21 protein-coding genes and 1 CRISPR repeat array are annotated in these 24,423 nt (G+C 36.6%); of the genes, 18 read left to right on the forward strand and 3 right to left on the reverse strand.

Annotation, left to right across the window (positions count from 1 at the left end; all coding sequences use genetic code 11):
- The 4 genes from CAN42_RS03325 (at position 1) to CAN42_RS03340 (ending at position 3,253) form a co-directional block, all read left to right on the forward strand.
- The gene (locus CAN42_RS03325; protein WP_062572192.1) at positions 1-957 is read left to right on the forward strand and encodes an ABC transporter ATP-binding protein; all 957 of its coding nucleotides are present in this window, start codon (positions 1-3) and stop codon (positions 955-957) included.
- 4 nt (positions 958-961) lie between these two features.
- On the forward strand, positions 962-1,762 hold the full coding sequence (locus tag CAN42_RS03330; protein WP_085875527.1) for an ATP-binding cassette domain-containing protein: 801 nt from the start codon (positions 962-964) through the stop codon (positions 1,760-1,762).
- Between the two features lie 92 nt (positions 1,763-1,854).
- Positions 1,855-2,409, forward strand: a complete 555-nt coding sequence (locus tag CAN42_RS03335; protein WP_085875528.1) for a metallopeptidase family protein — start codon at positions 1,855-1,857, stop codon at positions 2,407-2,409.
- On the forward strand, positions 2,402-3,253 hold the full coding sequence (locus CAN42_RS03340) for a DnaJ domain-containing protein (RefSeq protein ID WP_085875529.1): 852 nt from the start codon (positions 2,402-2,404) through the stop codon (positions 3,251-3,253). Before CAN42_RS03335 ends, CAN42_RS03340 begins: the two co-directional genes overlap by 8 nt.
- Before the next feature lie 105 nt (positions 3,254-3,358).
- Here the strand turns inward: CAN42_RS03340 and CAN42_RS03345 are convergent, their stop codons facing one another.
- From CAN42_RS03345 to CAN42_RS03355, 3 genes are all read right to left on the reverse strand, one after another.
- Complete coding sequence (locus CAN42_RS03345; RefSeq protein ID WP_085875530.1) at positions 3,359-4,120, reverse strand: hypothetical protein; 762 nt, start codon at positions 4,118-4,120, stop codon at positions 3,359-3,361.
- On the reverse strand, positions 4,117-4,683 hold the full coding sequence (locus tag CAN42_RS03350) for an RNA polymerase sigma factor (RefSeq protein WP_085875531.1): 567 nt from the start codon (positions 4,681-4,683) through the stop codon (positions 4,117-4,119). Before CAN42_RS03350 ends, CAN42_RS03345 begins: the two co-directional genes overlap by 4 nt.
- Before the next feature lie 108 nt (positions 4,684-4,791).
- The gene (locus CAN42_RS03355; RefSeq protein ID WP_085875532.1) at positions 4,792-6,348 is read right to left on the reverse strand and encodes an SH3 domain-containing protein; all 1,557 of its coding nucleotides are present in this window, start codon (positions 6,346-6,348) and stop codon (positions 4,792-4,794) included.
- Between the two features lie 149 nt (positions 6,349-6,497).
- Between CAN42_RS03355 and CAN42_RS09145 the strand changes: the two genes are divergently transcribed.
- The 14 genes from CAN42_RS09145 (at position 6,498) to clpP (ending at position 24,416) form a co-directional block, all read left to right on the forward strand.
- Complete coding sequence (locus tag CAN42_RS09145; RefSeq protein WP_277251370.1) at positions 6,498-6,632, forward strand: hypothetical protein; 135 nt, start codon at positions 6,498-6,500, stop codon at positions 6,630-6,632.
- A gap of 44 nt (positions 6,633-6,676) precedes the next feature.
- Entirely contained in the window at positions 6,677-9,256 is a 2,580-nt protein-coding gene (locus CAN42_RS03360; RefSeq protein WP_085875533.1) for a CRISPR-associated helicase/endonuclease Cas3, read from the forward strand.
- 210 nt (positions 9,257-9,466) lie between these two features.
- The gene (gene cas5c / locus CAN42_RS03365; protein ID WP_085875534.1) at positions 9,467-10,171 is read left to right on the forward strand and encodes a type I-C CRISPR-associated protein Cas5c; all 705 of its coding nucleotides are present in this window, start codon (positions 9,467-9,469) and stop codon (positions 10,169-10,171) included.
- A 14-nt stretch (positions 10,172-10,185) separates the two neighbouring features.
- On the forward strand, positions 10,186-12,150 hold the full coding sequence (cas8c, locus tag CAN42_RS03370) for a type I-C CRISPR-associated protein Cas8c/Csd1 (protein ID WP_085875535.1): 1,965 nt from the start codon (positions 10,186-10,188) through the stop codon (positions 12,148-12,150).
- On the forward strand, positions 12,143-12,994 hold the full coding sequence (gene cas7c, locus CAN42_RS03375; RefSeq protein WP_085875536.1) for a type I-C CRISPR-associated protein Cas7/Csd2: 852 nt from the start codon (positions 12,143-12,145) through the stop codon (positions 12,992-12,994). The genes cas8c and cas7c overlap by 8 nt, the downstream gene beginning before the upstream one ends.
- Position 12,995: 1 nt before the next feature.
- A complete protein-coding gene (gene cas4, locus CAN42_RS03380) occupies positions 12,996-13,649 on the forward strand; it encodes a CRISPR-associated protein Cas4 (protein WP_085875537.1) in 654 nt (217 codons plus the stop codon).
- Positions 13,646-14,677: a type I-C CRISPR-associated endonuclease Cas1c gene (gene cas1c / locus CAN42_RS03385; protein ID WP_085875538.1), complete on the forward strand. Its 1,032-nt coding sequence runs from the start codon at positions 13,646-13,648 to the stop codon at positions 14,675-14,677. Before cas4 ends, cas1c begins: the two co-directional genes overlap by 4 nt.
- Before the next feature lies 1 nt (position 14,678).
- Positions 14,679-14,972 (forward strand): CRISPR-associated endonuclease Cas2, encoded by a 294-nt coding sequence (gene cas2, locus CAN42_RS03390; protein ID WP_062572180.1) that lies wholly within the window; start codon positions 14,679-14,681, stop codon positions 14,970-14,972.
- A 131-nt stretch (positions 14,973-15,103) separates the two neighbouring features.
- Positions 15,104-19,164: a CRISPR direct-repeat array (repeat unit 32 nt; unit sequence GTCGCACCCCTCGCGGGTGCGTGGATTGAAAT).
- 289 nt (positions 19,165-19,453) lie between these two features.
- Positions 19,454-19,726: a hypothetical protein gene (locus CAN42_RS03395; protein ID WP_085875539.1), complete on the forward strand. Its 273-nt coding sequence runs from the start codon at positions 19,454-19,456 to the stop codon at positions 19,724-19,726.
- A gap of 64 nt (positions 19,727-19,790) precedes the next feature.
- A complete protein-coding gene (locus CAN42_RS03400; protein ID WP_085875540.1) occupies positions 19,791-19,976 on the forward strand; it encodes a hypothetical protein in 186 nt (61 codons plus the stop codon).
- A gap of 492 nt (positions 19,977-20,468) precedes the next feature.
- The gene (locus tag CAN42_RS03405) at positions 20,469-22,172 is read left to right on the forward strand and encodes a proline--tRNA ligase (protein ID WP_085875541.1); all 1,704 of its coding nucleotides are present in this window, start codon (positions 20,469-20,471) and stop codon (positions 22,170-22,172) included.
- Between the two features lies 1 nt (position 22,173).
- Complete coding sequence (locus tag CAN42_RS03410) at positions 22,174-22,395, forward strand: YdbC family protein (RefSeq protein WP_005955451.1); 222 nt, start codon at positions 22,174-22,176, stop codon at positions 22,393-22,395.
- Positions 22,396-22,465: 70 nt separating this feature from the next.
- Complete coding sequence (gene tig, locus CAN42_RS03415; RefSeq protein WP_085875542.1) at positions 22,466-23,815, forward strand: trigger factor; 1,350 nt, start codon at positions 22,466-22,468, stop codon at positions 23,813-23,815.
- Positions 23,816-23,831: 16 nt separating this feature from the next.
- The gene (clpP, locus tag CAN42_RS03420) at positions 23,832-24,416 is read left to right on the forward strand and encodes an ATP-dependent Clp endopeptidase proteolytic subunit ClpP (RefSeq protein WP_062572276.1); all 585 of its coding nucleotides are present in this window, start codon (positions 23,832-23,834) and stop codon (positions 24,414-24,416) included.
- The last annotated feature ends 7 nt before the right edge of the window (positions 24,417-24,423 follow it).

Genomic DNA, 24,423 nt, shown 5'->3' on the forward strand with positions numbered 1-24,423 from the left:
ATGTTATTAGAAATAAAAGACCTTGAAGTTTTTTTCAAAAGCTCACAAGGTATTGTCAAAGCAGTAAACAAGGTCAATATAAATACTCGTGACGGCAAGACAACTGCCATAGTAGGAGAGAGTGGTTCAGGTAAGTCTGTAACTTCTCTTGCTATTATGGGTCTTCTTGACAAGTCATCTCTTGAAAAAATTTCTGGAGCAATAAATTTTGAAGGCAAGAACTTACTTAAGTCTTCTCCTGAAGAACTTAGACATATTAGGGGGAATGAAATTTCAATGATCTTTCAAGAGCCTATGACTTCACTTAACCCAGCATTAAAGGTTGGCTACCAAATGTCAGAAGTCTTTAGGACTCACTTTGATATGGATAAGAAGACTGCAAAAGAAAAATCCATAGAGATGATAAAAAAAGTTGAAATCCCAAGAGCAGAAGAAGTTTACAACTCATATCCCCACGAGCTTTCTGGTGGTATGAGGCAGAGGATTATGATTGCAATGGCATTGTCATCTTCTCCCAAACTCTTAATAGCTGACGAACCAACAACGGCTCTTGACGTTACTATCCAAAAGGAAGTCCTAGAACTCATGAAGAAATTAAAGGAAGATATGAAGGCCTCCATTATTTTTATAAGTCACGACTTGGGAGTTGTCTCTGATATCGCAGACTATGTCAACGTAATGTATGCAGGTAAGGTTGTGGAAAGGGCCAAGGCTGAAGATATTTTCAAAAGGCCTCTTCATCCCTACACAAGGGGACTTATTAAGGCCATACCAAGTGCCCACAAGAAGAGGAATGAGCTTTACACAATAAGGGGATCAGTTCCCAATCCAATAGGTCTTCCTGACTGCTGCAACTTTTGCGACAGGTGCGACGAGAAAATGAAAATTTGTGAAGAGAAGGCTCCTGAAGAAGTTGATGTTGATGGACAAAAGGTAAGCTGTTTCTTGTACAGGTGATGCTATGGAAGATAAAATAATTTTACAAGTTAAGAACTTAAACAAGGAATTCAATCTTGGCAAAAAAAATACTTTAAAGGCAGTTAAGGATATTTCCTTTAACCTTAGGACTTCACACACCCTTGGTGTAGTTGGAGAAAGTGGGTCTGGCAAGTCAACTCTTGCTAGGTGCATTATGGGACTCTATCCAGATGCCACAGGTCAGATAATTTACAAGGGAAAAAATATTTTGGAAGAGAACCAAAGGGAGCTAAAAGAATATAGGAAAGACGTCCAAATGATTTTTCAAGATCCCTACTCATCACTTAACCCTAGAAAAAAATGTAAGGACATAATTGCATCGGGCATAAAAAATCTTTTGGGAGAGAGGGACAAGGACAAGATCCACAAAAAGGTTTTAGAGACTATGGAGATATGTGGTCTTTCAGAATACCACATGGAGAGGTACCCTCACGAGTTCTCAGGAGGACAAAGGCAGAGAATTTCTATTGCGAGAGCCCTTGCTGTTGATCCAAAAATAATTATTGCCGACGAACCAACTTCAGCCCTTGACGTTTCCATTCAAGCACAAATAATTAATTTGCTAGAGGACCTTCAAAGAGACCTAGGACTAAGTATGATTTTCATCTCCCACGACCTCTCAGTTGTTAGACACGTGGCAGAAGAAGTCCTCGTAATGTATCATGGCGACTGCGTGGAATACGACGAGTCAGAAGAAATTTTTGAAAACCCAAAGATGGACTACACAAAAAAACTTTTGTCATCAGTGCCAGGCAAAAAACTTGCCGCCCTTGATGAGATATAAGATGTGTGGAAAATTTTGAGTTGGGGTATTATAATTAAATAAATTAGATAAAACTGTAGACTTCTACAGTTTTTTATTTTATAGGTGAAAAGATGCAGGACTTTGATGAGAAAAAAATTTTTTATAGTGATGAAGATAACAATTTTGATCTTCCTCTTGATTTAATACAAGATACTTATGATAAAAGAGAAGATGAAGATAAAGATGAAGACCAAGATGATCAAATAGAAGAAATAGATTTAGAAAATGAAGATGATGAGGACTCCTACTACCTTGAGAGGATTGATGAGGTCCAAGAAATCTTAGAAGAAATTTGCGAGTCCATACCAGCCTATGCCTTTGACCATTTAAATGGTGGCATAATCCTATCAGAGGATAAGAAGTACCACGCTGAGTCCCGTGACGATGACTTAATAATAATGGGAGAGTATCAAAGGTCAATCCTTGGCAACATGATAACAATTTACTACGGGTCCTTTATGGATATGTACAGATTTTCATCGAGAGATAGACTTAAGGATAAGCTTGAAGAAGTTCTCCTTCACGAGTTCACCCATCACTTAGAATTTTTGGCAAATGAGTGGGGACTTGTTATTGAAGACGAAAAGTTTTTAGAAGAATATAGAAAAGAGAAAGATAATGAATAAAATTTTAGGATATTTTTATAAGGGCTTGGGGAAATTTTTAGACCTCCTCTTGACCTTCTTAATTGTAATAGTAAATATTGCTGTTGATCTCTTCTCGGCAGTGAGAAGATTTTTCTTGTACATAATTTCTATGGGAGGCTGCTTAATAATATTTTTGCTTTTAAATCCCCTTGCTTGGAGGGGCTTGGCGAGAAATGAGTGGCTCTCAACCCTAATAGTCTTGGCAATATTTGTGCCAATACTAGGGAACGTCTCAGAATCCTTCTTGAAGTACGCCCACTACGTTGTGACAGAATTTTTCTACGACAGGGCAGACCACTATCTCCTTGGCAAGGAAAATGAATTTGAAAATATTTCTGGCTACGGAAGAGCCTACTGGGAAAAGAAGGAAAGAGAGAGAATTAAAGAGGAAGAAGAGAGGAGAAGACAGAGAGAAGAAGAGTATCGACAAAGCTTTAAGGACTTCGGTGGCTTCACTTGGACAACTTTTGATGACTTCTCACAATTTGAAGAATTCTTTAGACAAGCAGGCTATGGTGGCTTCTACGAAAATCAAGGTGGATCCTACGGCAACAATTACGGTGGGTCTTATAGTGGCTCTTCATCATCTGGAGGCTATGGCTTCAAGGACCAATATGAATCTGCCTGCGACACTCTTGGCGTAAACTACACAGCAGACAAGTATGAAATCAAACTTGCCTACAGGAAGATGGCAAAAAAATATCACCCTGACCTTAATAAGGAAGAGGGTGCGAAAGAAAAATTCCAAAAAATAAATGCAGCCTACGAATTTTTAAACGACACAAATGTGGAAATGTATAAGAAGATGACTGGGGCAAATTAAATTTACAAAAAGAAAGGACCGCGAGGGTCCTTTTTTGGTGCTTAGATTTTTAAATTTACAACTATTTAAAATATAAGAAAAATGTTTTAACTAACTTCGAAAAAATTATTTTATAATTTCTTCTGCCATCTTATAAAATTCATTTACGTCCATATCATCTCCAGCCATTAATGCATATTGGACTCCCTTGTAGTCAAAGAGTAGGTGCTTTGAAGCATCTTTTTCTCTTTTATCTGAACCAATAGCTAGGTTAAAGAAAGGATCCTTCTTTGATCTTTCAAGTTCTTCTTTTGTTGCATCTTTTTCATCTGGTAAAAATACACTTTCTAATCTCCAATAATAAACTGGCACGCCCTTAATTTCTCTCATTTCTTGATAAGCTTGTTCGTCTATAGCTTTTGAACTTTCTGGATTCTTGTCAATTGAGAGCATTACTTTGTCGTCTGCATCGTTTTTGTAGTCAACATCAATTGCCTTCCTCTTATTTAACTTTGCTCCAGTGTCATCAATATCTGCCATGTTGACCATTCTAATTCCATCAAACTTATAATCTCCTAAATTTTCTGGTGCATAGGCATCGAAACCAGCCTTCTTTTCTGCCTTAGCCAAGTCAGTATATTTTGTGTAGTTATAAAATGATGTTGAAGATGCTAATGTTCCTGTAATTTTTCCTGCTGCAAAGACACCTACTGAAAGGACAAGGGCAGCAGCTGCTACTAATACAAATCTTTTTTTCATTTTAAATTCTCCTTTTTCTCCTTGTGAATTGATCTCTAAATCAATTTTATTTTTAAGATAATCAGAAGGAGAAGAATCTTCAACAGACTTATTGAGTTCATTTTTTATATACTTATCAAAATCTTTCATAATAACTCTCCTTCATATTCTTCTTGTGTTTTTAAAAGTTCTTTCTTCAAATTCTTGCGAGCCCTATGGAGTCTTGACTTCACTGTACCCTGGAAGGTCTTGCAGATGCTGGCGATTTCTTCTATGGTAAAGTCGTTGTAGTAATAGAGGACCAGGACTTCTCTTTCCTTTTCCTTTAAGTTCATGAGGGCATCTTGAATTTCTGATTTTTCTGCAAAGTCATCTTCTCCAAGATCGGTGGGACTTTCTTCAGCCTTATCAAGGATAAACTCATCTGGGAACTCTCTCTTCCTCTTCTTATATCGTGTGTAGGAAGTGTTCTTTAAGATTGAGAAAATCCAAGATTTTAATTTATCAAAATCAGAAAGAGATTTTACATTCTTGTAAATGGAAACGAAAGTGTCTTGGAGGACGTCTTCTGCATCTTCCTTATTGCCCAAGATTAAGAGGACAGTCCTAAATAAGACTAAGTAGTATTCCTGGTAAAGAAGGTTAAAGGAATCTCTGTCGCCAGCTTTTAATTTGTCAAAATCTTCTTCAGTAAATTTTCTTTCACGATTCATTTTATCCTCCTCTCTTAGATGCATCTACTTATAAGACTATTTAAGACATAAAAAGGTTCATTTATTTTAAAAGATTATAAAAAAATCTCCATGCCTAGGTGGAGATTATTAGTTTAAGGTTTTGTTTGAGACCCAACCCTTAATTGTGTCTTGTGAAATTGCATTTTTAACTTCAACATGGCACCAAATTCTTTGCCCTTGTTCGATTTTTGTATCAAGGATGTAGAGGTCGGTTCCCTTTTCGAGGATCCTCACAATGGATGAGTCGACGCTTGGTTCGGCTCGCAGGTTGGCCTTTTCTGTTACAACGGTTTTGTAAGTGTGAAGGAGGTCAGAAGCTTTTTTAGCAGTTTCTGCTGCATCCTTATCGCTTTCTTCCTTTTCAAAGTTTTCTTTTTGGTTTCCGTCTTCTTGCAAGCTGTTTGCGCTTTCTATTTCCTTTTTTAACTTCGCTGCCTTAGCTGATTCAGGTACCACATTCAAGTAGGAATTCAAAAGTTGAAGTGCATCAGTCCTATTAGTTTTATAGGATGATTTAACTTCATTTAAGACTGTATCTTCTATGGATGTAAGCTTGTCTTGTGCAGACTTATAATTTTTCTCGTCCTCTTGGATTACCTTTTTGTAATTGTAGGCAGCGTCGATGTAGTCGCCATCTTCTAAGTGGCTAGAAGCCCTTTGGAAAGATTCGTCTGATGCCACAAGCTTTTTAAGTTTTTCCATTTCGTTTAAGATTTCTGGGCTAGTTTTATCCTTTGTCGCAGAATTATACATTTCAAGAGCCTGGTGGTAGTTGCCACTTAGGGCAAGACTCCTTGCATCTTCAATCTTGCTCTCGTTTCTAAATTTTTTAACTATGTTCAACGTAAAGATTGAAAGAATTGACAAGATGATTATGAAAGTAAGGGTAAAAAATATTTTCTTCCAAGGTATTGACCTTGGTTTTTTTGGAGCCTCTTCATTGGTCCTGTCGACTTTTAAACTTTCTGTTGAGGGAGCAATCTTGGAAAGATTGGTTTGAGTCAAGTGGGTTTCAAGAGTTTTTAAATTTATCCCATCAGTGGACCTGGTGTTTTCTATAACGTTTAAAATTTTAGAATTTATCAAGGCCTCTGTGAGGTTGTTTAAGACGAAGCTCTTGTTTCTACCACAAAACTCACACTCGCTAGTCTCGTTTTCATTGATAAAGCCACAGGCACATCGCCAAAAATCCATTTGGTTTTCCCCGTAGGTCTTTATGCCATCACCAAGAGTCTCTTTTATTTGAGCCCTCTTCCTTTCAGGAATAACTGGGAGATTAATTTCAAATTCTTTGTCCCCACAAGTAATATTTTTTCCGTTAGTTGTGTATTTTGAAATGTAAATGTCAATGGCCCTTGCCTCGTGGAACCTCTCGTCCAAGATAAAGGGATCTAAGAAGTAACGAGTGAAGGGTGCAATATTAACAGCTTGTTGAAAATAAAATTCACGACCATTAAAGAGGTAGGACCTTTCAATGGACTTGAACTTAACAGCAAATTCAATATTAGTGATAAAAGAGTCTTGGGCATTTAACACGTCAATTGCTAGGGCAAAGTCACCAGATGTGAGCTCTGCATTTGCTATTTGAATTTTTTCACTTATATTAAAGCTAAGCTTTGTGGGTAGGGTTCTAAAAAAACTCATAAAGACTCCTTTCAATTTTTCAAATAAATTATATTATATTTAAAAAACTTTTACAATAAGCCGGCTATTTACTAAAATTCTAGCTTGCCCTATAATTTATTTAGAATACGAATTAGCACAATAAAGAATTTTTATAAATGGAGGTAAAAATGAAAGTTTTAATGGGTCATGGCTTGGCTAGAAAATACGGAGATAGAATAGAAAAACTAGGCTACCAAGTCATAAAAGCCTTGAAAAACGACGGCGACTTCAAAAACATAGTGGACTTCGACAAGGGTTATTAAAATTTAATTCATAATAAAGTTATAAAAATTTTTGAGGTGGTTTTATGTTAGATAAATTGTACGCACACATTGATAGGGACAAGAGAGAAAAGAAGCAAACTCTTTACACTCATCTTTTAAAAACTGGACTTGAAGCAAAGAAAATTGGCGAAAAAGTTGATGTTGGTAATATTAGCTTCTTAACAGGACTTCTCCACGATATAGGCAAGGCTAGCCTTGATTTCCAAGATAAAATCATAAAAAATTCAAACAAAAAAGTAGACCACTCAAGTCTTGGTGGTCTATTTGTTGTGAAAATTTACAAGTCAGTTTTTGATGAAATTTATGATAGCAAAGACCAATCTATTTTAGATTTGAGAAGTGTTTTGGAAAAAGATAGATTGACAATCTTAGACTTAAGCGACTATATAAACATTTTGATTTACACAATTATGTCCCACCACGGTCAATACGATATGGTGAGGAAGAACGAAGAAATGACCTATGTTTTGACAAGTCTTGATAGACTTAAAAAAATTGATAAGTCATCTTATAGGTTTGGCGAAACTTCAAAAGAAAGTCTTGATGTTGATGAATTTTTTGAAGAAGTAGATAAGTTTTTTAAATCAAACGAAATTTATATAAAAGATTTATTTTGTCAGGGATTTTTAGAATATATAGAAATTTTAAAGAAATTAAAAAAATCTTCTAGAGAATACTCAGAGAATAAAGAGTATGAAGCTCTGTGCTTTTACAAGTCTATGTTTATTAGGCTCTTGGTTTCTATTTTAAAATCTGCAGACATTAAGGACACAATAAATGCTTATGAGGATATAATTGTTGACGAAAATCTAGAAAAATTAAGACAAGTAGAAAAAAGATTCGAAGAAAACATTAATAAGAAGTACGAATCTTTTGGAAAACCTGAAGGTAAGTTAAATATTTTGAGGAATGAAATTTCAGGGGACATTCTCAAGAGATCTAAGGAAGATGGGCTTGGAATTTATAAACTAGATCTGCCAACAGGTGCAGGCAAGACTCTTTTGTCCCTTCGCTATGGAATAAATCAAATGAACTATCAAGGTAAGGATAGGTTCTTTTACGTTACATCTTTTCTTTCAGTTCTTGAACAAAACGCATCTGAGATGAGGGGAATTTTAAATAATGATGACTTTGTCTTGGAACACCATTCCAACGTTGTTGACGATGAAGATGAAATTGAAAATGATGATAGGGACGATGAACTAGATGTTGTAAATAAAAAATTTTTTCTTGATGATTGGACTTCGCCAGTAGTTTTGACAACTATGGTCCAATTTTACAATTCTTTATTCAAGGGGAAGTCAGCAAATCTGACAAGGTTTAAGTCTCTTATAAATTCTGTAATTATTTTGGATGAGTGGCAGTCAATACCAACAGAATTTTTATATATGACTAACCTTGCCCTTAACTTTATGAAAATAGTAATGAAGACGAACATCCTTCTATCAACAGCAACTCAACCTACAAACGCATCAGTAGCTCTTGACCATAAACTATTTTATGGAGATTTAGATGGAGAAAATGAAGACATTATAGATAATAAAAATTATGACTTCTCAGCCTTTGAGAGGGTCAAGTTAAAAGTTTATGGTGACATAAATAAGATGTATGGGCTTGAAGACATAAGGAACCTAGTCTTGGAAAATTTGGATAAGTCTAATTTAATTATTTTAAACACAAAGAAAACTGTAAGAAAGTTATTTGACTTGCTTCAAAGTGATTATGAAGATAAGGATCTTTTTTATCTAACAACTAATTTGACAGCAAGCCATAGGTTAAAGAAGATTGACGAAATAAAAAAGAGGTTACTAGAGGGAGATAAAATTTGTGTTGTCTCAACTCAACTTATTGAAGCAGGAGTGGATGTAGACTTTGACCTTGTCATAAGGTCGCTCTCTGGTATGGACTCAGTGGTCCAAGCCATGGGTAGGTGCAATAGGGAAGGTCATCGTCAGTCTGCCTTCACTTACCTAATAAATTTAGACAAAAATGAAGAAAAAACTTCTATGTTAAAGGGAGTTGATGAGAGAAAGGCTGCCTGCAAGGCTGCCCTCAATGCATCAACAGAAGACTTAGACATTAAGAAGTTAACGGAAGAATATTTTGAAAAGCTATATGCCAACTTAAAGGGAGACCAATACTCAGATGTATTAAAATTATTGGCTGAGAATAAAGAAGTTGCTGGTGATTTTCAAAAATTAAACAAGGTAAAGAAAGAACTAAAAGAAGTCGCTGGATATTTATATGATGAAAAGAGAAAAATCTACTTTGATTTATTTCAATCTTTTAAGGAAGCCTACAAAGAATTTGAATTGATTGAAGATAATAAGGGCACTGCAATTGTCGATTATGAAGAAACTAAAGAAGATTTAAATAAAGTGAGAGACCTTTCTTTAAAATTATATGGACCAGATTATCTAAATAATTTGAGAGAGTTAAAGAAAATAGTAAAGAAACTTTCAAGGCACACTGTAGCTATTAGTAAAAAAGATTTGAGTTCTTGCGACAATGTTCTAGATGGAAAAATTTATATCCTTCCAAATTCTTATTACAATGAAAAATTTGGTGTTAACTTTGAAGAACCGGATAGCTTTATATTATAAAAGAAAAAAGACCCTTACTAATAATAGGGTCTATCTTCCGTATAAATATCTTTCAATCCACAGCTTTCGCTGATGAAACAATTATATCAAAAAATTATAAAAAATAAAATCGAATAGATACTTGACAAAGAGACTGCTTTCGTATTAATATAAAGACAACGAAGATGATATCGTTTTCGCGAAATTAAAAATCAAAGGAGGTGTTTATTAATGAATAAGTCAAAATACTTTTACGCAAAAGTATATGGTGACAGGGCACTGTTCACTTCACCAGAAAGTAAGTCAGGGGGAGAAAAGATCTCTTACAACGTCCCTACTAGAGAAAATTTGAAGGGAATAATCGACGCAAATTATTTTAAACCCACAATTACAAATGTGATTGATGAAGTTAGGATAATGAATAAAATCGAATCCTACACCCAAGGTATGAGACTTCTATTAAGAGACTATAGTGCTGATTTATCAGCATATACCTATTTAAGTGATCCTTGCTACTATGTAAAATTTCACTTTGAGTGGAATGAAGACAGAGAGGATTTAAAGAATGACAGAAACTTTTTGAAGCACGAAGCCATAACAGAAAGATCTCTTAAAAGAGGAGGAAGAAGACCAATCTTCTTAGGAGTTTCTGAGTGCCAAGGCTTCATCGAATGCTTGACAGAAGAAGAGTATGAAAATGACGAGGGATATTACGATGATACTAATTTAGGTTTTGGACTTATGTTAGTTGGACTAATTTATCCAAAGAAGTATGGCGAGATGTTAAGGTCAGCCTATGGGCCAATAAATATGAAAAATGGAAGAATTACTTTTCCAAGGCCTGAAGACTGTACAATAATAAATGAAGTTTCAAATTATTCCTTTAAGGAGCCTGGCCTCACAAGGACAGTAGACCAAGAATTAGAAGACTATTAATTGGAGGTGATACATTGAGTTTTTTAACTGCCTTATACAATTCATATAACTTTGGACTCGAAAATAATTTAATTGGAGATCTAAATGATAAGTCAAATTTAATACTACCAATTTATCACAACTCCATGAAGTCCAATGGCAAGAATATTGTAGAAATTTTAATAAACAAGAGAAGTGAATTAGTTGATGCAAATTTTTTAGATGATGGCGACATTGTAATTTTTCCAGTAACAGAAGATTCTGTTGCAAGGTCTAGTGGCATTGCACCTCATCCCCTCTTCGACAACTTTGATTATGTAATCCAGGACGATACAAAGAAGTCTCTCGCCTATATTAATCAACAGGAATCCTGGCTTAAGTCCGATAAAGATGACTTTGTAGAGATTGTTCACGACTATATAACAAAAGCAAAAGTTTTCGAAGATATACTTTCAAAACTTTATAAAGATTATAAAATTACAAAAGATAAAGTTGTTGAATATGTAGATAATTCAGAAAAAAAACCAAAGACTGTGACTGCAGATTTTTCAAAAGTATTTTTAACTTTTGCAGTAGAAAATTATGATGGCAAGAAAAACCTAAGCCTATCAGAAAATAAAAACTTGCAAGAAAAATTTATAAGATACACAGAAGAAAGTTTTGCAAGAGACAAGGACTCTGAAAAAATAATTTGTAACATATCAGGGAAAGAAGACTTCTTGTGTCTAAAGCACAAACCTCTCATCGGTTCAGCAAGACTTATATCTCAAATAACTGCTAACAGTGAAAACTTCCTTGGCAGATTTGATAAGCCTGACGAAACTATAAAAATTGGAAAGGACTCAAGCCAAAAAATTATACAAATGGCAAAGGCCCTCTTAAGTGGTGAAAATACTTCCAGGTGGCTTGGAGAATTTACTTATGTTTTGAGCTGGTTCTCTGATGATATTCAAAATAAAACGGAGATGGATGTAACCAAGAAGCTAGAAAAAAGTATTGAAGAGCCAGATAAAGAAAGTTCCCAAAATTTTCAATTATTTATGCTTTCAGAAGATGATTTAAAAGGAATAAGTAAAGAAACTTCTATGACTATAGCAGATAAAACATCTGAAGATATTGTTAGGTCCTTTACCAGTGGAAGGATAAGATTTAGCGAAGACTCTAAGTACTACATTGCAATAATTGATAAAGTCAGCAATGGAAGGGTAGCCCTTAAATACTTTAAGGAAATGGATTCTTCAATACTCAAGGAGAACTTGGTTAAGTGGCAAGGTAAATACAATTGGCCTAGGTATACTAAGGAAATAGGAAGACACTTATACACTCCAAGTCCTTTTGCTCTAATCCAAACAGCCTATGGAGTTGAAAGAGATAAAGGCTTAGAAGTATCAAAGAAGAGTTTCTCCACTGATCAATATAAGAATATCATTATGGCAATAGTTGAAGGCAGAGATATGCCTCAAAATATTATTAGAGCCTTGGAACTAAATATAAGAAATAGATTAAGTTACGATAAATCTTGGCAACAAGTTAAGTTGTGTGCCTTGGCAGTCCTAAAAGATAAGGAGGGAATTAAGAGCAATATGTTGGATAGAAAAGAAACTGATAGGTCCTACTTATTTGGTAGGTTATTGGCCCTTTACGAAAGATTAGAAAAGTTGACCTACGACATGGATACAGAAAGAGTTACGAATGCAGAAAAACTTTGGACTAGCTATGTAAATAAACCAGTCACTATGAACTTGAGACTTAGAAATTTAATTAGACCTTATGAAGATAAGCTACTTAATAATGAATCTAAGAGAGGAATATATTTCAAGATAAAAAGAGATATAAGAGAAGTTACTAATTCAATAAGTGAAAACTACGATTATAAATTAAAAGAAACTAATAAACCTTTGGGGTCAGGTTTTATATTTGGCTATGAAGCACAAATGGCAGATTTATTTACTAAAAAAGAAGATAATGAAAATATAGAAAGTGAGGAAGAAAATGATTAACAATAAGGTAGATTTTATTTTTACAATTGAAGTTTCTGGAGCCAACCCAAACGGAGATCCTCTAACAGGTAATATGCCAAGAATTGATAACAGAGGATTTGGAGAAATTTCAGATGTTTGCTTAAAGAGAAAAATAAGAAACAGGATGCAAGACATGGGTCATGACGTCTTTGTAAAATCACTTGATAGGAGCGATGATGGTTTTAGGTCTCTTCAAAAGAGATTTGAAGATGTATTTAACAAAGAATCTGATGAAGAAGTTGAAAAGATAGCTAACGAAAAATGGATTGACATTAGATCCTTTGGTCAAGTATTCACTTACCAAAAAAGAGCCTTAGGTATAAGAGGACCAGTTTCTATATCCATTGCAAAATCTATTGAGCCAATAGAAATCACTACAATGCAAATAACTAAATCCATAAGTGGTATGGAACCGGCAGCTGGAAAAACTAGATCTGCAGATACAATGGGTACAAAACACTTTGTTGACCATGGTGTTTATGTAGTTAATGGAAGTATAAATTCCTACTTTGCAGAAAAAACTGGATTTGACCAAGAAGATGTTGAGACAGTAAAGGAATGTATAAAAACTTTATTCATAAACGATGTATCATCAGCAAGACCAGACGGATCCATGGAAGTTAAAGACATCTTTTGGTTTAACCACTCATCAAAGGTTGGAGATGTGTCAAGTGGAAAGATAAAGGACCTATTAGAATACGACCTACCTAACGCAGAGGACTTAAAAGTAAAATATGAAGACTACAATATTAGACTAGATCAAGAAAAATTAAAAGAATATGAAGAAAAGGGCTTGAGAGTAGAACACATTCAAGGAATTTAAAATGTATGCTGAAGATGACTATTTAATGTTAAATGGAATACAACATTTTTTATTTTGCAAGAGGCAGTGGGCACTTATCCATGTTGAAAATATTTGGACAGAAAACTCCTTTACAGCAGAAGGTCAAGTCATCCATACAAAAGTAGATCAACCTTTCATAAAAGAAAAGAGAAAAGATCTAATAATATCAAGAGCCATGTCATTGAGTTCCAAATCTTTGGGACTCTCTGGCAGGCTAGATGTAATTGAATTTCACAAGTCAGATGAAGGAGTAGAATTAAAAAACAGGAAGGGAAAGTGGCTGCCAGTAATCGTAGAATATAAACGAGGTAAGAAGAAAAAGTACAACTACGACAATGCACAACTAATGGCACAGGCAATTTGTATAGAGGAAAACTTCAATATCAAATTAGACTATGGATATCTTTATTACAATGAAACAGACACAAGAGATAAAGTTGACTTTACTGATGAGCTTAGAAATTTAACTATAAAAGCAGCCCAAGATATGCACTATTATTACAAGAATAAAATTATTCCTAAGGCAGAAAATTATAAAAATTGCAGGATGTGTTCCTTGTATGATGAGTGCAATCCAAGATTAACAAAAAAGATAAAAAATGTTGCTAACTATATCTATGGGGCAGAATTATGAAAAAATTACTGAACACCTTATATGTAATAAATCCTGATTATTATCTGAGAAAAGAAGGAAGAAATATTTCCATAACAGAGGATTCAAATAGAATTGCAAGATACCCCATCCACATATTAAAGCAAATAGTTTGCTTCAACTACATGGGTGTCAGCCCAGACCTTATGAAGATGTGCATGGAAGAAAATGTAGCGATAACATTCTTCACACCCTACGGAAAGTATTGTGGAAGAGTAATAGGAGCATCTTATGGAAATATTTATACGAGAAAGAAACAATACAAAATGCAAGAATCAGAGGAGTCATTAGATTTTGTAAAAAATATAATTTATGCTAAGGCCTACAACTCTAGGAAGGTTTTAATAAGAGGGAAGTTAGATAATAAAGACAAGGTAGACGTCAAAAGGTTAGAAGAAGTAATAGAAGCAATAAAGCTACTTATGCTAGAAATAAAAAATTGTAAAAACAAAGATAGTGTAAGAGGCATTGAGGGAATAATTGCAAAAGGCTACTTCTCTGTCCTAGATGAATTAATAATTAAGCAAAGAGAAGACTTTTTCTTTATTGATAGGAGCAAGAGACCACCAATGGACAGATTTAATGCCTTAATATCTTTTCTCTACTCCCTACTCACCAATAACATTGCCGCAGCTCTTGAAGGAGTGGGAATAGATTCTTATGCAGGATTCTTTCACACAGATAGACCAGGTAGAGTTAGTATGGCACTAGACATAATTGAGGAGATGCGAGCCTTTCTAGTTGATAAGTTCACACTATCAATGATAAACTTAAATAGAATAAACAAGAACCATTTTGAAGTTAAAGAAAATGGAGCCACACTCCTAAACGAAAAGGGAAGACAGGTAGTTTTAGAAAACTGGAACAAGAGAGAACAAGAAGAAATCTACCATCCATTTTTTGAGGAAAACATAAAAATTGGACTGCTCCCTCACGCACAAGCCCTCTTATTAAATTCTTATCTTAGAGGAGACATAGAGGCCTATCCACCCTTTATGATAGGAGGCTAAAATGCAAGTATTAATTACTTACGATGTAGAAACAGTAACGCCAGCTGGCAAAAAAAGATTAAGACAGGTAGCAAAAGTCTGTCTTGATTATGGACAAAGAGTACAGAACTCAGTCTTTGAACTAAATATTTATCCAGCCGACTTGGTAGAAATAAAAAACAAATTAGAAAAAATAATTGATTCCAAAAAAGATTCCATAAGAATTTATAATTTAGGGAAAAATTGGGAGAGAAGAGTTGAAAGCCTGGGAAGAGACGATACTTATAACCCAGAAAAAGATTTATTGATCTTGTAGGACTTGTGAGATTTGGACCTGGACATAAAAAGCCTAGACCTAACTCATAAAAAACAAGGAAAAAAGAGACAAAACTCTTTAAAAAATGATTAGCTGTATTTTTTAGCAGGAGATAATGGCTAAAAAATACGGTCGCACCCCTCGCGGGTGCGTGGATTGAAATCTATAATCACATTTCCAAAAATTACATCATTTAGAAGTCGCACCCCTCGCGGGTGCGTGGATTGAAATCCCCCGGTTGATAGGTTGACACTTTCGGCGGCTCCGTCGCACCCCTCGCGGGTGCGTGGATTGAAATAGCGATAGAAATGAAGCTAGAAATTATGGAAGAGAGTCGCACCCCTCGCGGGTGCGTGGATTGAAATAATTCTATCTACATTACCACGAGCTATGCCTGCCAAGTCGCACCCCTCGCGGGTGCGTGGATTGAAATTTCTTGGACACTGTTTCGGACCGCAGATTGTCGGAGTCGCACCCCTCGCGGGTGCGTGGATTGAAATCTAAAAGTGCATGGTAAGGGGGCAAAAGAAAGAATTGTCGCACCCCTCGCGGGTGCGTGGATTGAAATTATTGTCCTCTGACTTGGCTCACTATATAGGCTTAGTCGCACCCCTCGCGGGTGCGTGGATTGAAATGTCTAAAAAATTTCTTTGTAAAAATTCTAGGTATGTCGCACCCCTCGCGGGTGCGTGGATTGAAATTTAAGAGAATCAACAATAGATAACGAAGAACAATCATAAAAGTCGCACCCCTCGCGGGTGCGTGGATTGAAATATTTATTTTGGTTATTCTGTTGTTTTAAGATGGGGTCGCACCCCTCGCGGGTGCGTGGATTGAAATGATTTTCTCAATCTTATATACATATCCCTAGCACAAGTCGCACCCCTCGCGGGTGCGTGGATTGAAATCTTATAATAATCAACTACAATTTTAGGCAAAGTAGTCGCACCCCTCGCGGGTGCGTGGATTGAAATAATTAACCTACTCTAACAAGACCACCACCAAAATTGTCGCACCCCTCGCGGGTGCGTGGATTGAAATATTAAATAAAAAGAAACTCATTACGTGGACTTCTGCGTCGCACCCCTCGCGGGTGCGTGGATTGAAATTATTTTTAAGTTATTTATTATTTACAAGAAAGAAAGTCGCACCCCTCGCGGGTGCGTGGATTGAAATAACCTTTGCAACTCCTGCAAAATCGCCATAGATTAGTCGCACCCCTCGCGGGTGCGTGGATTGAAATCTCAAATGACTTATCTTTACGCTCCATATAGTTATGTCGCACCCCTCGCGGGTGCGTGGATTGAAATATGATGCTCTTGATAATCTATTATTGACTGTTGATAGTCGCACCCCTCGCGGGTGCGTGGATTGAAATTCCATTTCTTAGTGCTGCGATTTGGTCTCTTGCCTGTCGCACCCCTCGCGGGTGCGTGGATTGAAATTACTCCTACCATTTCATACACCTGTACCTGCTGCGTCGCACCCCTCGCGGGTGCGTGGATTGAAATCGTCGTCGATTGAAGTCACGTAGTCAAAATCTACAGGTCGCACCCCTCGCGGGTGCGTGGATTGAAATCCTGTGCAAAGTTAGGATCATCTTGCGTTAATATAAGTCGCACCCCTCGCGGGTGCGTGGATTGAAATATGGTCAAAGTGGGAAGTGCGACAAGTTATATATGTCGCACCCCTCGCGGGTGCGTGGATTGAAATAAGTAATGCCTTAAAAGTTCCAATCCTTAACTCGAGTCGCACCCCTCGCGGGTGCGTGGATTGAAATATTTCCTCTAGGTTGTACCTGTCCTTGTCGTCAGAAAGTCGCACCCCTCGCGGGTGCGTGGATTGAAATTAATTTAAAAGTATCTCAAAGGAAACGGAAAGGGGGTCGCACCCCTCGCGGGTGCGTGGATTGAAATAATTGCAGAATTAGACAAAAAATCATTTTTAGATGTCGCACCCCTCGCGGGTGCGTGGATTGAAATGTATTCTGGTACTCCTGGTAGTGGTAAATCCTTGCATGTCGCACCCCTCGCGGGTGCGTGGATTGAAATGCTATGTTGCTCACGATATACTTACTTGTTAAGTTGTCGCACCCCTCGCGGGTGCGTGGATTGAAATATCAAATGGCGTGTATGGATCCATCAACCTCACACGTCGCACCCCTCGCGGGTGCGTGGATTGAAATTAATCAAATAAAATTTTAGTGAGGTTTTTATGTTAGTCGCACCCCTCGCGGGTGCGTGGATTGAAATTTAAAAGATAATGATGTAGGTTTACTTTTATCAGGTCGCACCCCTCGCGGGTGCGTGGATTGAAATTTAAAAGATAATGATGTAGGTTTACTTTTATCAGGTCGCACCCCTCGCGGGTGCGTGGATTGAAATATGATTTGCCGCCTGAATTATATGCTTGATCCCCGTCGCACCCCTCGCGGGTGCGTGGATTGAAATAGAAAAATCAGGATTAGCAGGAAAATGGCTAAAAAGTCGCACCCCTCGCGGGTGCGTGGATTGAAATGTCATTATAACCAATCCAGGATATTACAAAATTATGTCGCACCCCTCGCGGGTGCGTGGATTGAAATAGCATTCTAGTGATAGCAGTAGCCGCAATGTATTTGTCGCACCCCTCGCGGGTGCGTGGATTGAAATACGGATTTATCGATGGTATGGAATTTGAAATTACATGTCGCACCCCTCGCGGGTGCGTGGATTGAAATGTCAATCTTTTCGTTTTGTCCTTGTAGGGATAATTGTCGCACCCCTCGCGGGTGCGTGGATTGAAATAACATACATAGTGTCCGTGATAAAAAGTAACCTCTCATGTCGCACCCCTCGCGGGTGCGTGGATTGAAATCCAGATTTTAAACAAGTAAGGGAAATGGCAATTAAGTCGCACCCCTCGCGGGTGCGTGGATTGAAATGTGATTGATAATTGTACTTTCAATCAAATTTTCTTGTCGCACCCCTCGCGGGTGCGTGGATTGAAATTATAAAAATGTTAAAAATAGAGAGACGGCAGCTGCAGGTCGCACCCCTCGCGGGTGCGTGGATTGAAATTATTGATTTCGCACCCTGCTTCTGCTCCTGCTACCCGTCGCACCCCTCGCGGGTGCGTGGATTGAAATATCAAGGTTTTCTAGTGGGTTTGCTGTTGCTTCTGTCGCACCCCTCGCGGGTGCGTGGATTGAAATTCTTGAGAAGATAACTTTTCAAAATGACGACCTAGTCGCACCCCTCGCGGGTGCGTGGATTGAAATATTTAGAAAAATGAGAAGATTAAAAAATGGAATGGTCGCACCCCTCGCGGGTGCGTGGATTGAAATAACTCTTGCATCAGTTTATAGGTCAAATTTATTGTAGTCGCACCCCTCGCGGGTGCGTGGATTGAAATACCATCTACAGATGGTATTGAAAATGATATCAAGAGGTCGCACCCCTCGCGGGTGCGTGGATTGAAATATAAGAAGATACCAGATTTTTTGAATTAAAACTTCGTCGCACCCCTCGCGGGTGCGTGGATTGAAATAAGGCAATACCAGGACAATTTGGAACTGTCAAAACGTCGCACCCCTCGCGGGTGCGTGGATTGAAATGCTCTCCATACTGCACAACACTTACTGCTGCATTTGTCGCACCCCTCGCGGGTGCGTGGATTGAAATCTGTTCCTTCAGCGGCAAAAACAGAAGAGTTAAGGTCGCACCCCTCGCGGGTGCGTGGATTGAAATAAGTTGCTCCACATAGTTATATAGGTTTATGTAAGTCGCACCCCTCGCGGGTGCGTGGATTGAAATACATATTAGTTGCCCTTTTCTAACACTATCATCAGTCGCACCCCTCGCGGGTGCGTGGATTGAAATCTGTTCCTTCAGCGGCAAAAACAGAAGAGTTAAGGTCGCACCCCTCGCGGGTGCGTGGATTGAAATAAGTTGCTCCACATAGTTATATAGGTTTATGTAAGTCGCACCCCTCGCGGGTGCGTGGATTGAAATACATATTAGTTGCCCTTTTCTAACACTATCATCAGTCGCACCCCTCGCGGGTGCGTGGATTGAAATGTCTAATGTCTATGTTTAATATTAATTATTTATTTGTCGCACCCCTCGCGGGTGCGTGGATTGAAATGAGTACGCTAAAGGTGACACAGTAGAGCAATTAATGTCGCACCCCTCGCGGGTGCGTGGATTGAAATTTTAATATAATAAGGTGATTTACTATATGAAAAATAATTTTTTAAATTTATTTACTTTAATAACTTATCTTATAGGTTTTGTTTTAATTATATTGTCTAATATATATAAAAACATATATTTAGCGAAAGTAGCTATGGGGTTTTATGTTTTATTTGGTTTGATTTTAATTTTTGCCTTTTGGTTAAAAAAATAATATATTCTTCAAATGAATAAATATAAAAACGATTCAGTCGCACTCCTCGCTGGTGCGTGGATTGTAATCATTAAGAAAGGTAAGGTTAGCAAAGGTTGGAAAAAAATTTAAAAGAAAAACTGTTATTTTTAAAAGAAAATTGTAACCCTTATGAAATCAATGAGTATTTTGCTTTCGAGTTTGCAGATGATTATGACGTATTTGCTCAAGATAAAAGCAACATTGAAGTTTTAGATTATCTCAATGATGAATTTATTGTCATCGATGTCGATTATAGTCACACAGATGAATTTGATAGCAAGGTAAGAGGGACAATTGATGAAGCTATTAATATGTTAAGTTGTATGCCTTCCGAGTTGGTGGGTTGAAAATTTTTACTCGCCCAGCGAGTGAAAAATTTAGTAGCAATATTCATAAGTGTGTGGATGGAAATTGAAGTATAAGGTTATTTTTATGAAAGTAAAGTTTATTGGTGAGTCTGATCCTGTTTATATGATTAATGGAAAGGCCTATGATGTTATTAGCATTGAAAAGGGTTGGTACAGGATTGTTGATGAAGAGGGGGAGGATTATTTATATCCGCCCGAGCTTTTTGAAGTTGTTGATGTGAAGGATTAATTTAATAAGTTTTTATTTACGATTTTTTTATAGTGTAAATGGGATGCCTTGTTAAGGAAATTAGTTTTCTTAGAGGGGCATCTTTTTTATTTTTAAAGGGATTTATACGACTTGTAAAGTGATGCTAAAAATGAAATTTGAAATTTAAGAACTTATTAAAAGTTGTGAAGTAAAAAATTTTTACGAGCTTACTTGAAAATATAAAGCAATAGGATATTGTAAAGTTGTTAAAGCTTATGAAGTTATAAAATTTTATAAAGTTATAAATTTTTATAAAGTTATAAATTTTTATAAAGTCGTTAAACAATACAAGGCAAAAATTATTTGTTTATTATATAGTAGAAAACTTGCAAAGTCTTCTAATTAAATCTAACAATTTTGTGAAGTATTGGGGTCTTTATAGTATAATAAAAATAGCGTGCTATGAGATTTTACCTAAAAACTTGTAGAATATTATTTTATTTATTATAATACCATTATTATGGAGGTAATATGAGATTATCAAAACTGTATATGCCAACTCTTAGGGAGGATCCACAAGATGCTGAGATTGCATCTCACAAGTTTCTTCTAAGGGCAGGTATGATTAGAAAATCTGCTAGTGGTGTCTATACATACTTGCCACTTGGCTATAGATCTATTAGAAAAATTGAAAATATTGTTCGTGATGAGATGGATAAGGCTGGTGCTATGGAGATTTTAATGTCTGCCATCCAACCTGCTGAAATCTGGAAAGAGTCTGGTAGATGGGAAAAGTTCGGTCCCGAAATGTTTAAGCTAAAAGACAGAAATGATAGGGAGTTCTGCCTTGGACCTACTGCTGAGGAATATTTCACTACTCTTGTTAGGGATGAGGTTAAGTCTTACAAGGACCTTCCTCTTAATCTTTACCAAATCCAAACTAAGTATAGAGACGAAAAGAGACCAAGGTTTGGTATTAATAGGGCGAGAGAATTCTCTATGAAGGATGCTTACACTTTTGACACTTCACCTGAGACTCTTGATGTGGCTTACATGAATATGTACGATGCTTACGAAAAGATTTTTGACAGACTTGAACTTGATTATAAGATTGTTGAGGGTGACAATGGTGCCATGGGTGGTACTGGTTCTCACGAGTTTATTGCTCTTTCAGAAACTGGTGAAGGTGTAATTGTTTATTCTGAGTCTGGCAAGTTTGGTGCTACTGAAGAGAAGGCGCCTGTTGAGTATATTCTTCCTCAAGCTGAAGACAAGAAGGACTTAGAAAAAGTTCACACTCCAAATGCCAGCACTATTGAAGAAGTTGCCAACTTCTTAAAGGTGGACCAAAAGAAGTGTGCCAAGGCAATTGATTTAATGTTAGGTGATGAACCTGCTCTTGTATTTATTCCTGGAGATAGGGAACTTAATCTTGCTAAGCTTGTTGCTTATACTGGAACTGCTGAACACGACATTAGGATGATGGAGGATAGCGAAATCGAAGCTATTAAGTCTAAGTCAGGCTACACTGGTCCTCTTGGTCTTGATGTTAGGATGATTTTTGACAAGAGACTTACTGAAATAGATAACCTTGTTGTTGGTGCTAATGAAAGTGAATACCACTACATCAATGCCAACTACGGACGTGATTTTGAAGGCGAAGTTGTTGATGACCTTCTTCTTGTTGCTGAAGGCGACAAGGTTCCTGGAACGAATGAAGACTATAAGTTTGCAAGAGGTATTGAAGTTGGTAACATCTTTAAATTGGGTACTAAGTATTCAAAGGCTCTAAATGCAACTTATCTTGATGAAAATGGCAAGGCAAATTATTTTTACATGGGTTCTTATGGCGTTGGTGTAACAAGATCTGTTACAGCTGTTATTGAACAAAACCACGATGATAATGGAATCATCTGGCCAATGTCTGTGGCACCTTATGAAGCAATTGTTACTATAGTAAACACTAAGGACGAAGAACAAGTTGCTCTTGGAGAAAAAATTTACAAGGAACTTGAAGCTAAGGGTGTCGAAGTCCTACTTGATGACAGGAAGGAAAGACCTGGAGTTAAGTTTAAGGACAGGGACCTTATTGGTATTCCTCTAAGAATTACTTGTGGCAAGAAGTCAGGAGAATCTATTGTTGAATATTCTACAAGAAGAGAAATGGAAAATTCTGAAATCTCTGCTGATGAAGCAATCAAAAATATTTTAAGTGAAGTAGAAAAGGTTAGATAAGATGAGCGATTTTAAATTTGAAATTACTGAACACTTGGGAACTCTATCTGAAAGTGCTAAGGGTTGGACTAAGGAACTCAACAAGGTTTCTTTTAACGATAGGCCAGCTAAGTATGATTTAAGAGAATGGGACCCAGACCACCAAAAGATGTCCAAGGGTGTAACTCTTAATGATGAAGAGATGGAAATTCTCTCAAAGATACTAAAGGACAGAGGTATTTAATAGGTTTTTAAAATAACTTATGTTATAATATAGAGATGTGAAAAACGCGAGAAGCGAGGAGGCTATTGAAATGGAAATTAATAAGAAAGAAAATAACACTGTCTTTTTTGACATTGTATTAAAGAGAGAAGATATAAAGAAAGCTGAAAACGAAGTGTACAAGAAAAACAAAAAACACTTCCAAATTCCTGGATTCAGAAAGGGTCATGTTCCTAAGCAAATGATTGAAAATATGTACGGCAAGGACGTATTCTTTGAAGATGCTATTAACGAACTTCTTCCACAAGAATATGAAAATGCTGTTAAGGAATTAGACCTTAAGGTAGTTGATCAACCAAACATTGACATCGACGAAGAAAGCATTAAAAAGGCTGAAGACCTTGTTATAAAAGTTTCTGTTGATGTTAGACCAGAAGTTGAATTAAAGGACTACGAAGGAATTGAAATTGAAGACCCAACTATTGAAGTAACTGACGAACTTATTGACTCTGAAGTTGAAAACCAAAGAGCAATGAACGCAAGAATCATCAATGTTGACGACAGGCCTGTAGAAGATGGTGACACTGTAAACATCGACTTCAAGGGTTCTGTTGATGGAAAATACTTTGAAGGCGGAGAAGCTGAAAGCCAAGACTTAAAGATTGGTTCAAACACATTCATCCCAGGATTTGAAGAACAATTAATTGGACACAAGATTGGCGAAGAATTTGACATCACTGTTAAGTTCCCAGAAGACTACCACCAAAAAGATCTTGCTGGTAAAGACGCTAAATTCGAAATCAAATTAAATGGAATTTCTTATGAAGAACTTCCAGAACTTGATGATGAATTCGTAAAAGATATTTCTGAATTCGACACTCTTGATGAATTTAAGGCTGATTTAAGAAAGAAAAAAGAAGAAGAATTCAAAACAACTTCTGAAATGGAAAAACAAAGAAGAGCTATTGATAAAATTGGCGAAATGATTGAAGCTGATATCCCTGAAGGAATGATCAACTCTCAAATCGACGATATGATTAGAAACTATGATCAAAGTCTAAGAGCCCAAGGCATTAGCTTTGAAGACTACATCAAGATGATTGGTCAAAGCCTTGACGACTTTAAGAAGACTATGAGACCTGAAGCAGAAAAAAATGTTAAAAATGACCTTGCCCTAGAAGCTCTTGTTAAAGCAATGAAGATTGAAATCACTGATGCTGAAATCGAAGAAGAAGTAAACAAGGTTGTTGAAGATTACTTCAAGGACGACAAGGAACACATGGAAAAAATGAGAGAATATATGCTTAACGAAAACAAGGATGTTGTAAGAGACGACCTTGAAAAGAGAAAGGCTATTGATGCTCTTGTTGAAAAGGCAAAATTTGTAGAGCCAAAGAAAATTACTAAAGAAGATATAGAAGAAGTAAAAGAAGATAAATAATCAAGGATGTGATTAAATGGCACTAGTGCCAATGGTAGTAGAACAAACTAATAGGGGCGAAAGATCTTACGACATTTACTCAAGACTATTAAAGGATAGGATTATCTTTCTTAGCGGTGAAGTAAATGACACAATGGCAGATTTAATTGTTGCCCAACTTTTGTTCTTAGAAGCTGAAGACCCAAACAAGGACATTCAACTTTATATTAATTCCCCGGGTGGTTCTGTAAGTTCAGGCTTTGCAATTTACGATACTATGAACTATATAAAGCCAGACGTGTCAACAATCTGTATTGGGATGGCAGCATCAATGGGTGCATTTTTACTTGCATCTGGTGCTAAGGGTAAGAGATTTGCTCTTCCAAACTCTGACATTATGATTCACCAACCATCTGGTGGAGCACAAGGTCAGGCAAGTGACATCCAAATTAATGCAGAAAAGATTTTAAAAATTAGACATAAGTTAAATGAAATTCTTGCAGAAAGAACTGGTCAAGATCTAGAAAAAATCGAAAGAGATACTGACAGGGACTACTGGTTAAATTCTCAAGAAGCAAAAGATTATGGTTTAATAGATAAAGTTATTGAAAAAAGGGTTTGAGGTGAGA

The organism is Peptoniphilus vaginalis (assembly GCF_900176605.1).
Lineage (GTDB): Bacteria > Bacillota > Clostridia > Tissierellales > Peptoniphilaceae > Peptoniphilus_A > Peptoniphilus_A vaginalis.

What these genes read in the sequence shown, in the direction of transcription:
- CAN42_RS03325 (WP_062572192.1), top strand. Translation starts at nt 1, where the DNA reads ATGTTATTAGAAATAAAAGACCTTGAAGTTTTTTTCAAAAGCTCACAA.
- CAN42_RS03330 (WP_085875527.1), top strand. Translation starts at nt 962, where the DNA reads ATGGAAGATAAAATAATTTTACAAGTTAAGAACTTAAACAAGGAATTC.
- CAN42_RS03335 (WP_085875528.1), top strand. Translation starts at nt 1,855, where the DNA reads ATGCAGGACTTTGATGAGAAAAAAATTTTTTATAGTGATGAAGATAAC.
- CAN42_RS03340 (WP_085875529.1), top strand. Translation starts at nt 2,402, where the DNA reads ATGAATAAAATTTTAGGATATTTTTATAAGGGCTTGGGGAAATTTTTA.
- CAN42_RS03345 (WP_085875530.1), bottom strand. Translation starts at nt 4,120, where the DNA reads ATGAAAGATTTTGATAAGTATATAAAAAATGAACTCAATAAGTCTGTT.
- CAN42_RS03350 (WP_085875531.1), bottom strand. Translation starts at nt 4,683, where the DNA reads ATGAATCGTGAAAGAAAATTTACTGAAGAAGATTTTGACAAATTAAAA.
- CAN42_RS03355 (WP_085875532.1), bottom strand. Translation starts at nt 6,348, where the DNA reads ATGAGTTTTTTTAGAACCCTACCCACAAAGCTTAGCTTTAATATAAGT.
- CAN42_RS09145 (WP_277251370.1), top strand. Translation starts at nt 6,498, where the DNA reads ATGAAAGTTTTAATGGGTCATGGCTTGGCTAGAAAATACGGAGATAGA.
- CAN42_RS03360 (WP_085875533.1), top strand. Translation starts at nt 6,677, where the DNA reads ATGTTAGATAAATTGTACGCACACATTGATAGGGACAAGAGAGAAAAG.
- cas5c (WP_085875534.1), top strand. Translation starts at nt 9,467, where the DNA reads ATGAATAAGTCAAAATACTTTTACGCAAAAGTATATGGTGACAGGGCA.
- cas7c (WP_085875536.1), top strand. Translation starts at nt 12,143, where the DNA reads ATGATTAACAATAAGGTAGATTTTATTTTTACAATTGAAGTTTCTGGA.
- cas4 (WP_085875537.1), top strand. Translation starts at nt 12,996, where the DNA reads ATGTATGCTGAAGATGACTATTTAATGTTAAATGGAATACAACATTTT.
- cas1c (WP_085875538.1), top strand. Translation starts at nt 13,646, where the DNA reads ATGAAAAAATTACTGAACACCTTATATGTAATAAATCCTGATTATTAT.
- cas2 (WP_062572180.1), top strand. Translation starts at nt 14,679, where the DNA reads ATGCAAGTATTAATTACTTACGATGTAGAAACAGTAACGCCAGCTGGC.
- CAN42_RS03405 (WP_085875541.1), top strand. Translation starts at nt 20,469, where the DNA reads ATGAGATTATCAAAACTGTATATGCCAACTCTTAGGGAGGATCCACAA.
- CAN42_RS03410 (WP_005955451.1), top strand. Translation starts at nt 22,174, where the DNA reads ATGAGCGATTTTAAATTTGAAATTACTGAACACTTGGGAACTCTATCT.
- tig (WP_085875542.1), top strand. Translation starts at nt 22,466, where the DNA reads ATGGAAATTAATAAGAAAGAAAATAACACTGTCTTTTTTGACATTGTA.
- clpP (WP_062572276.1), top strand. Translation starts at nt 23,832, where the DNA reads ATGGCACTAGTGCCAATGGTAGTAGAACAAACTAATAGGGGCGAAAGA.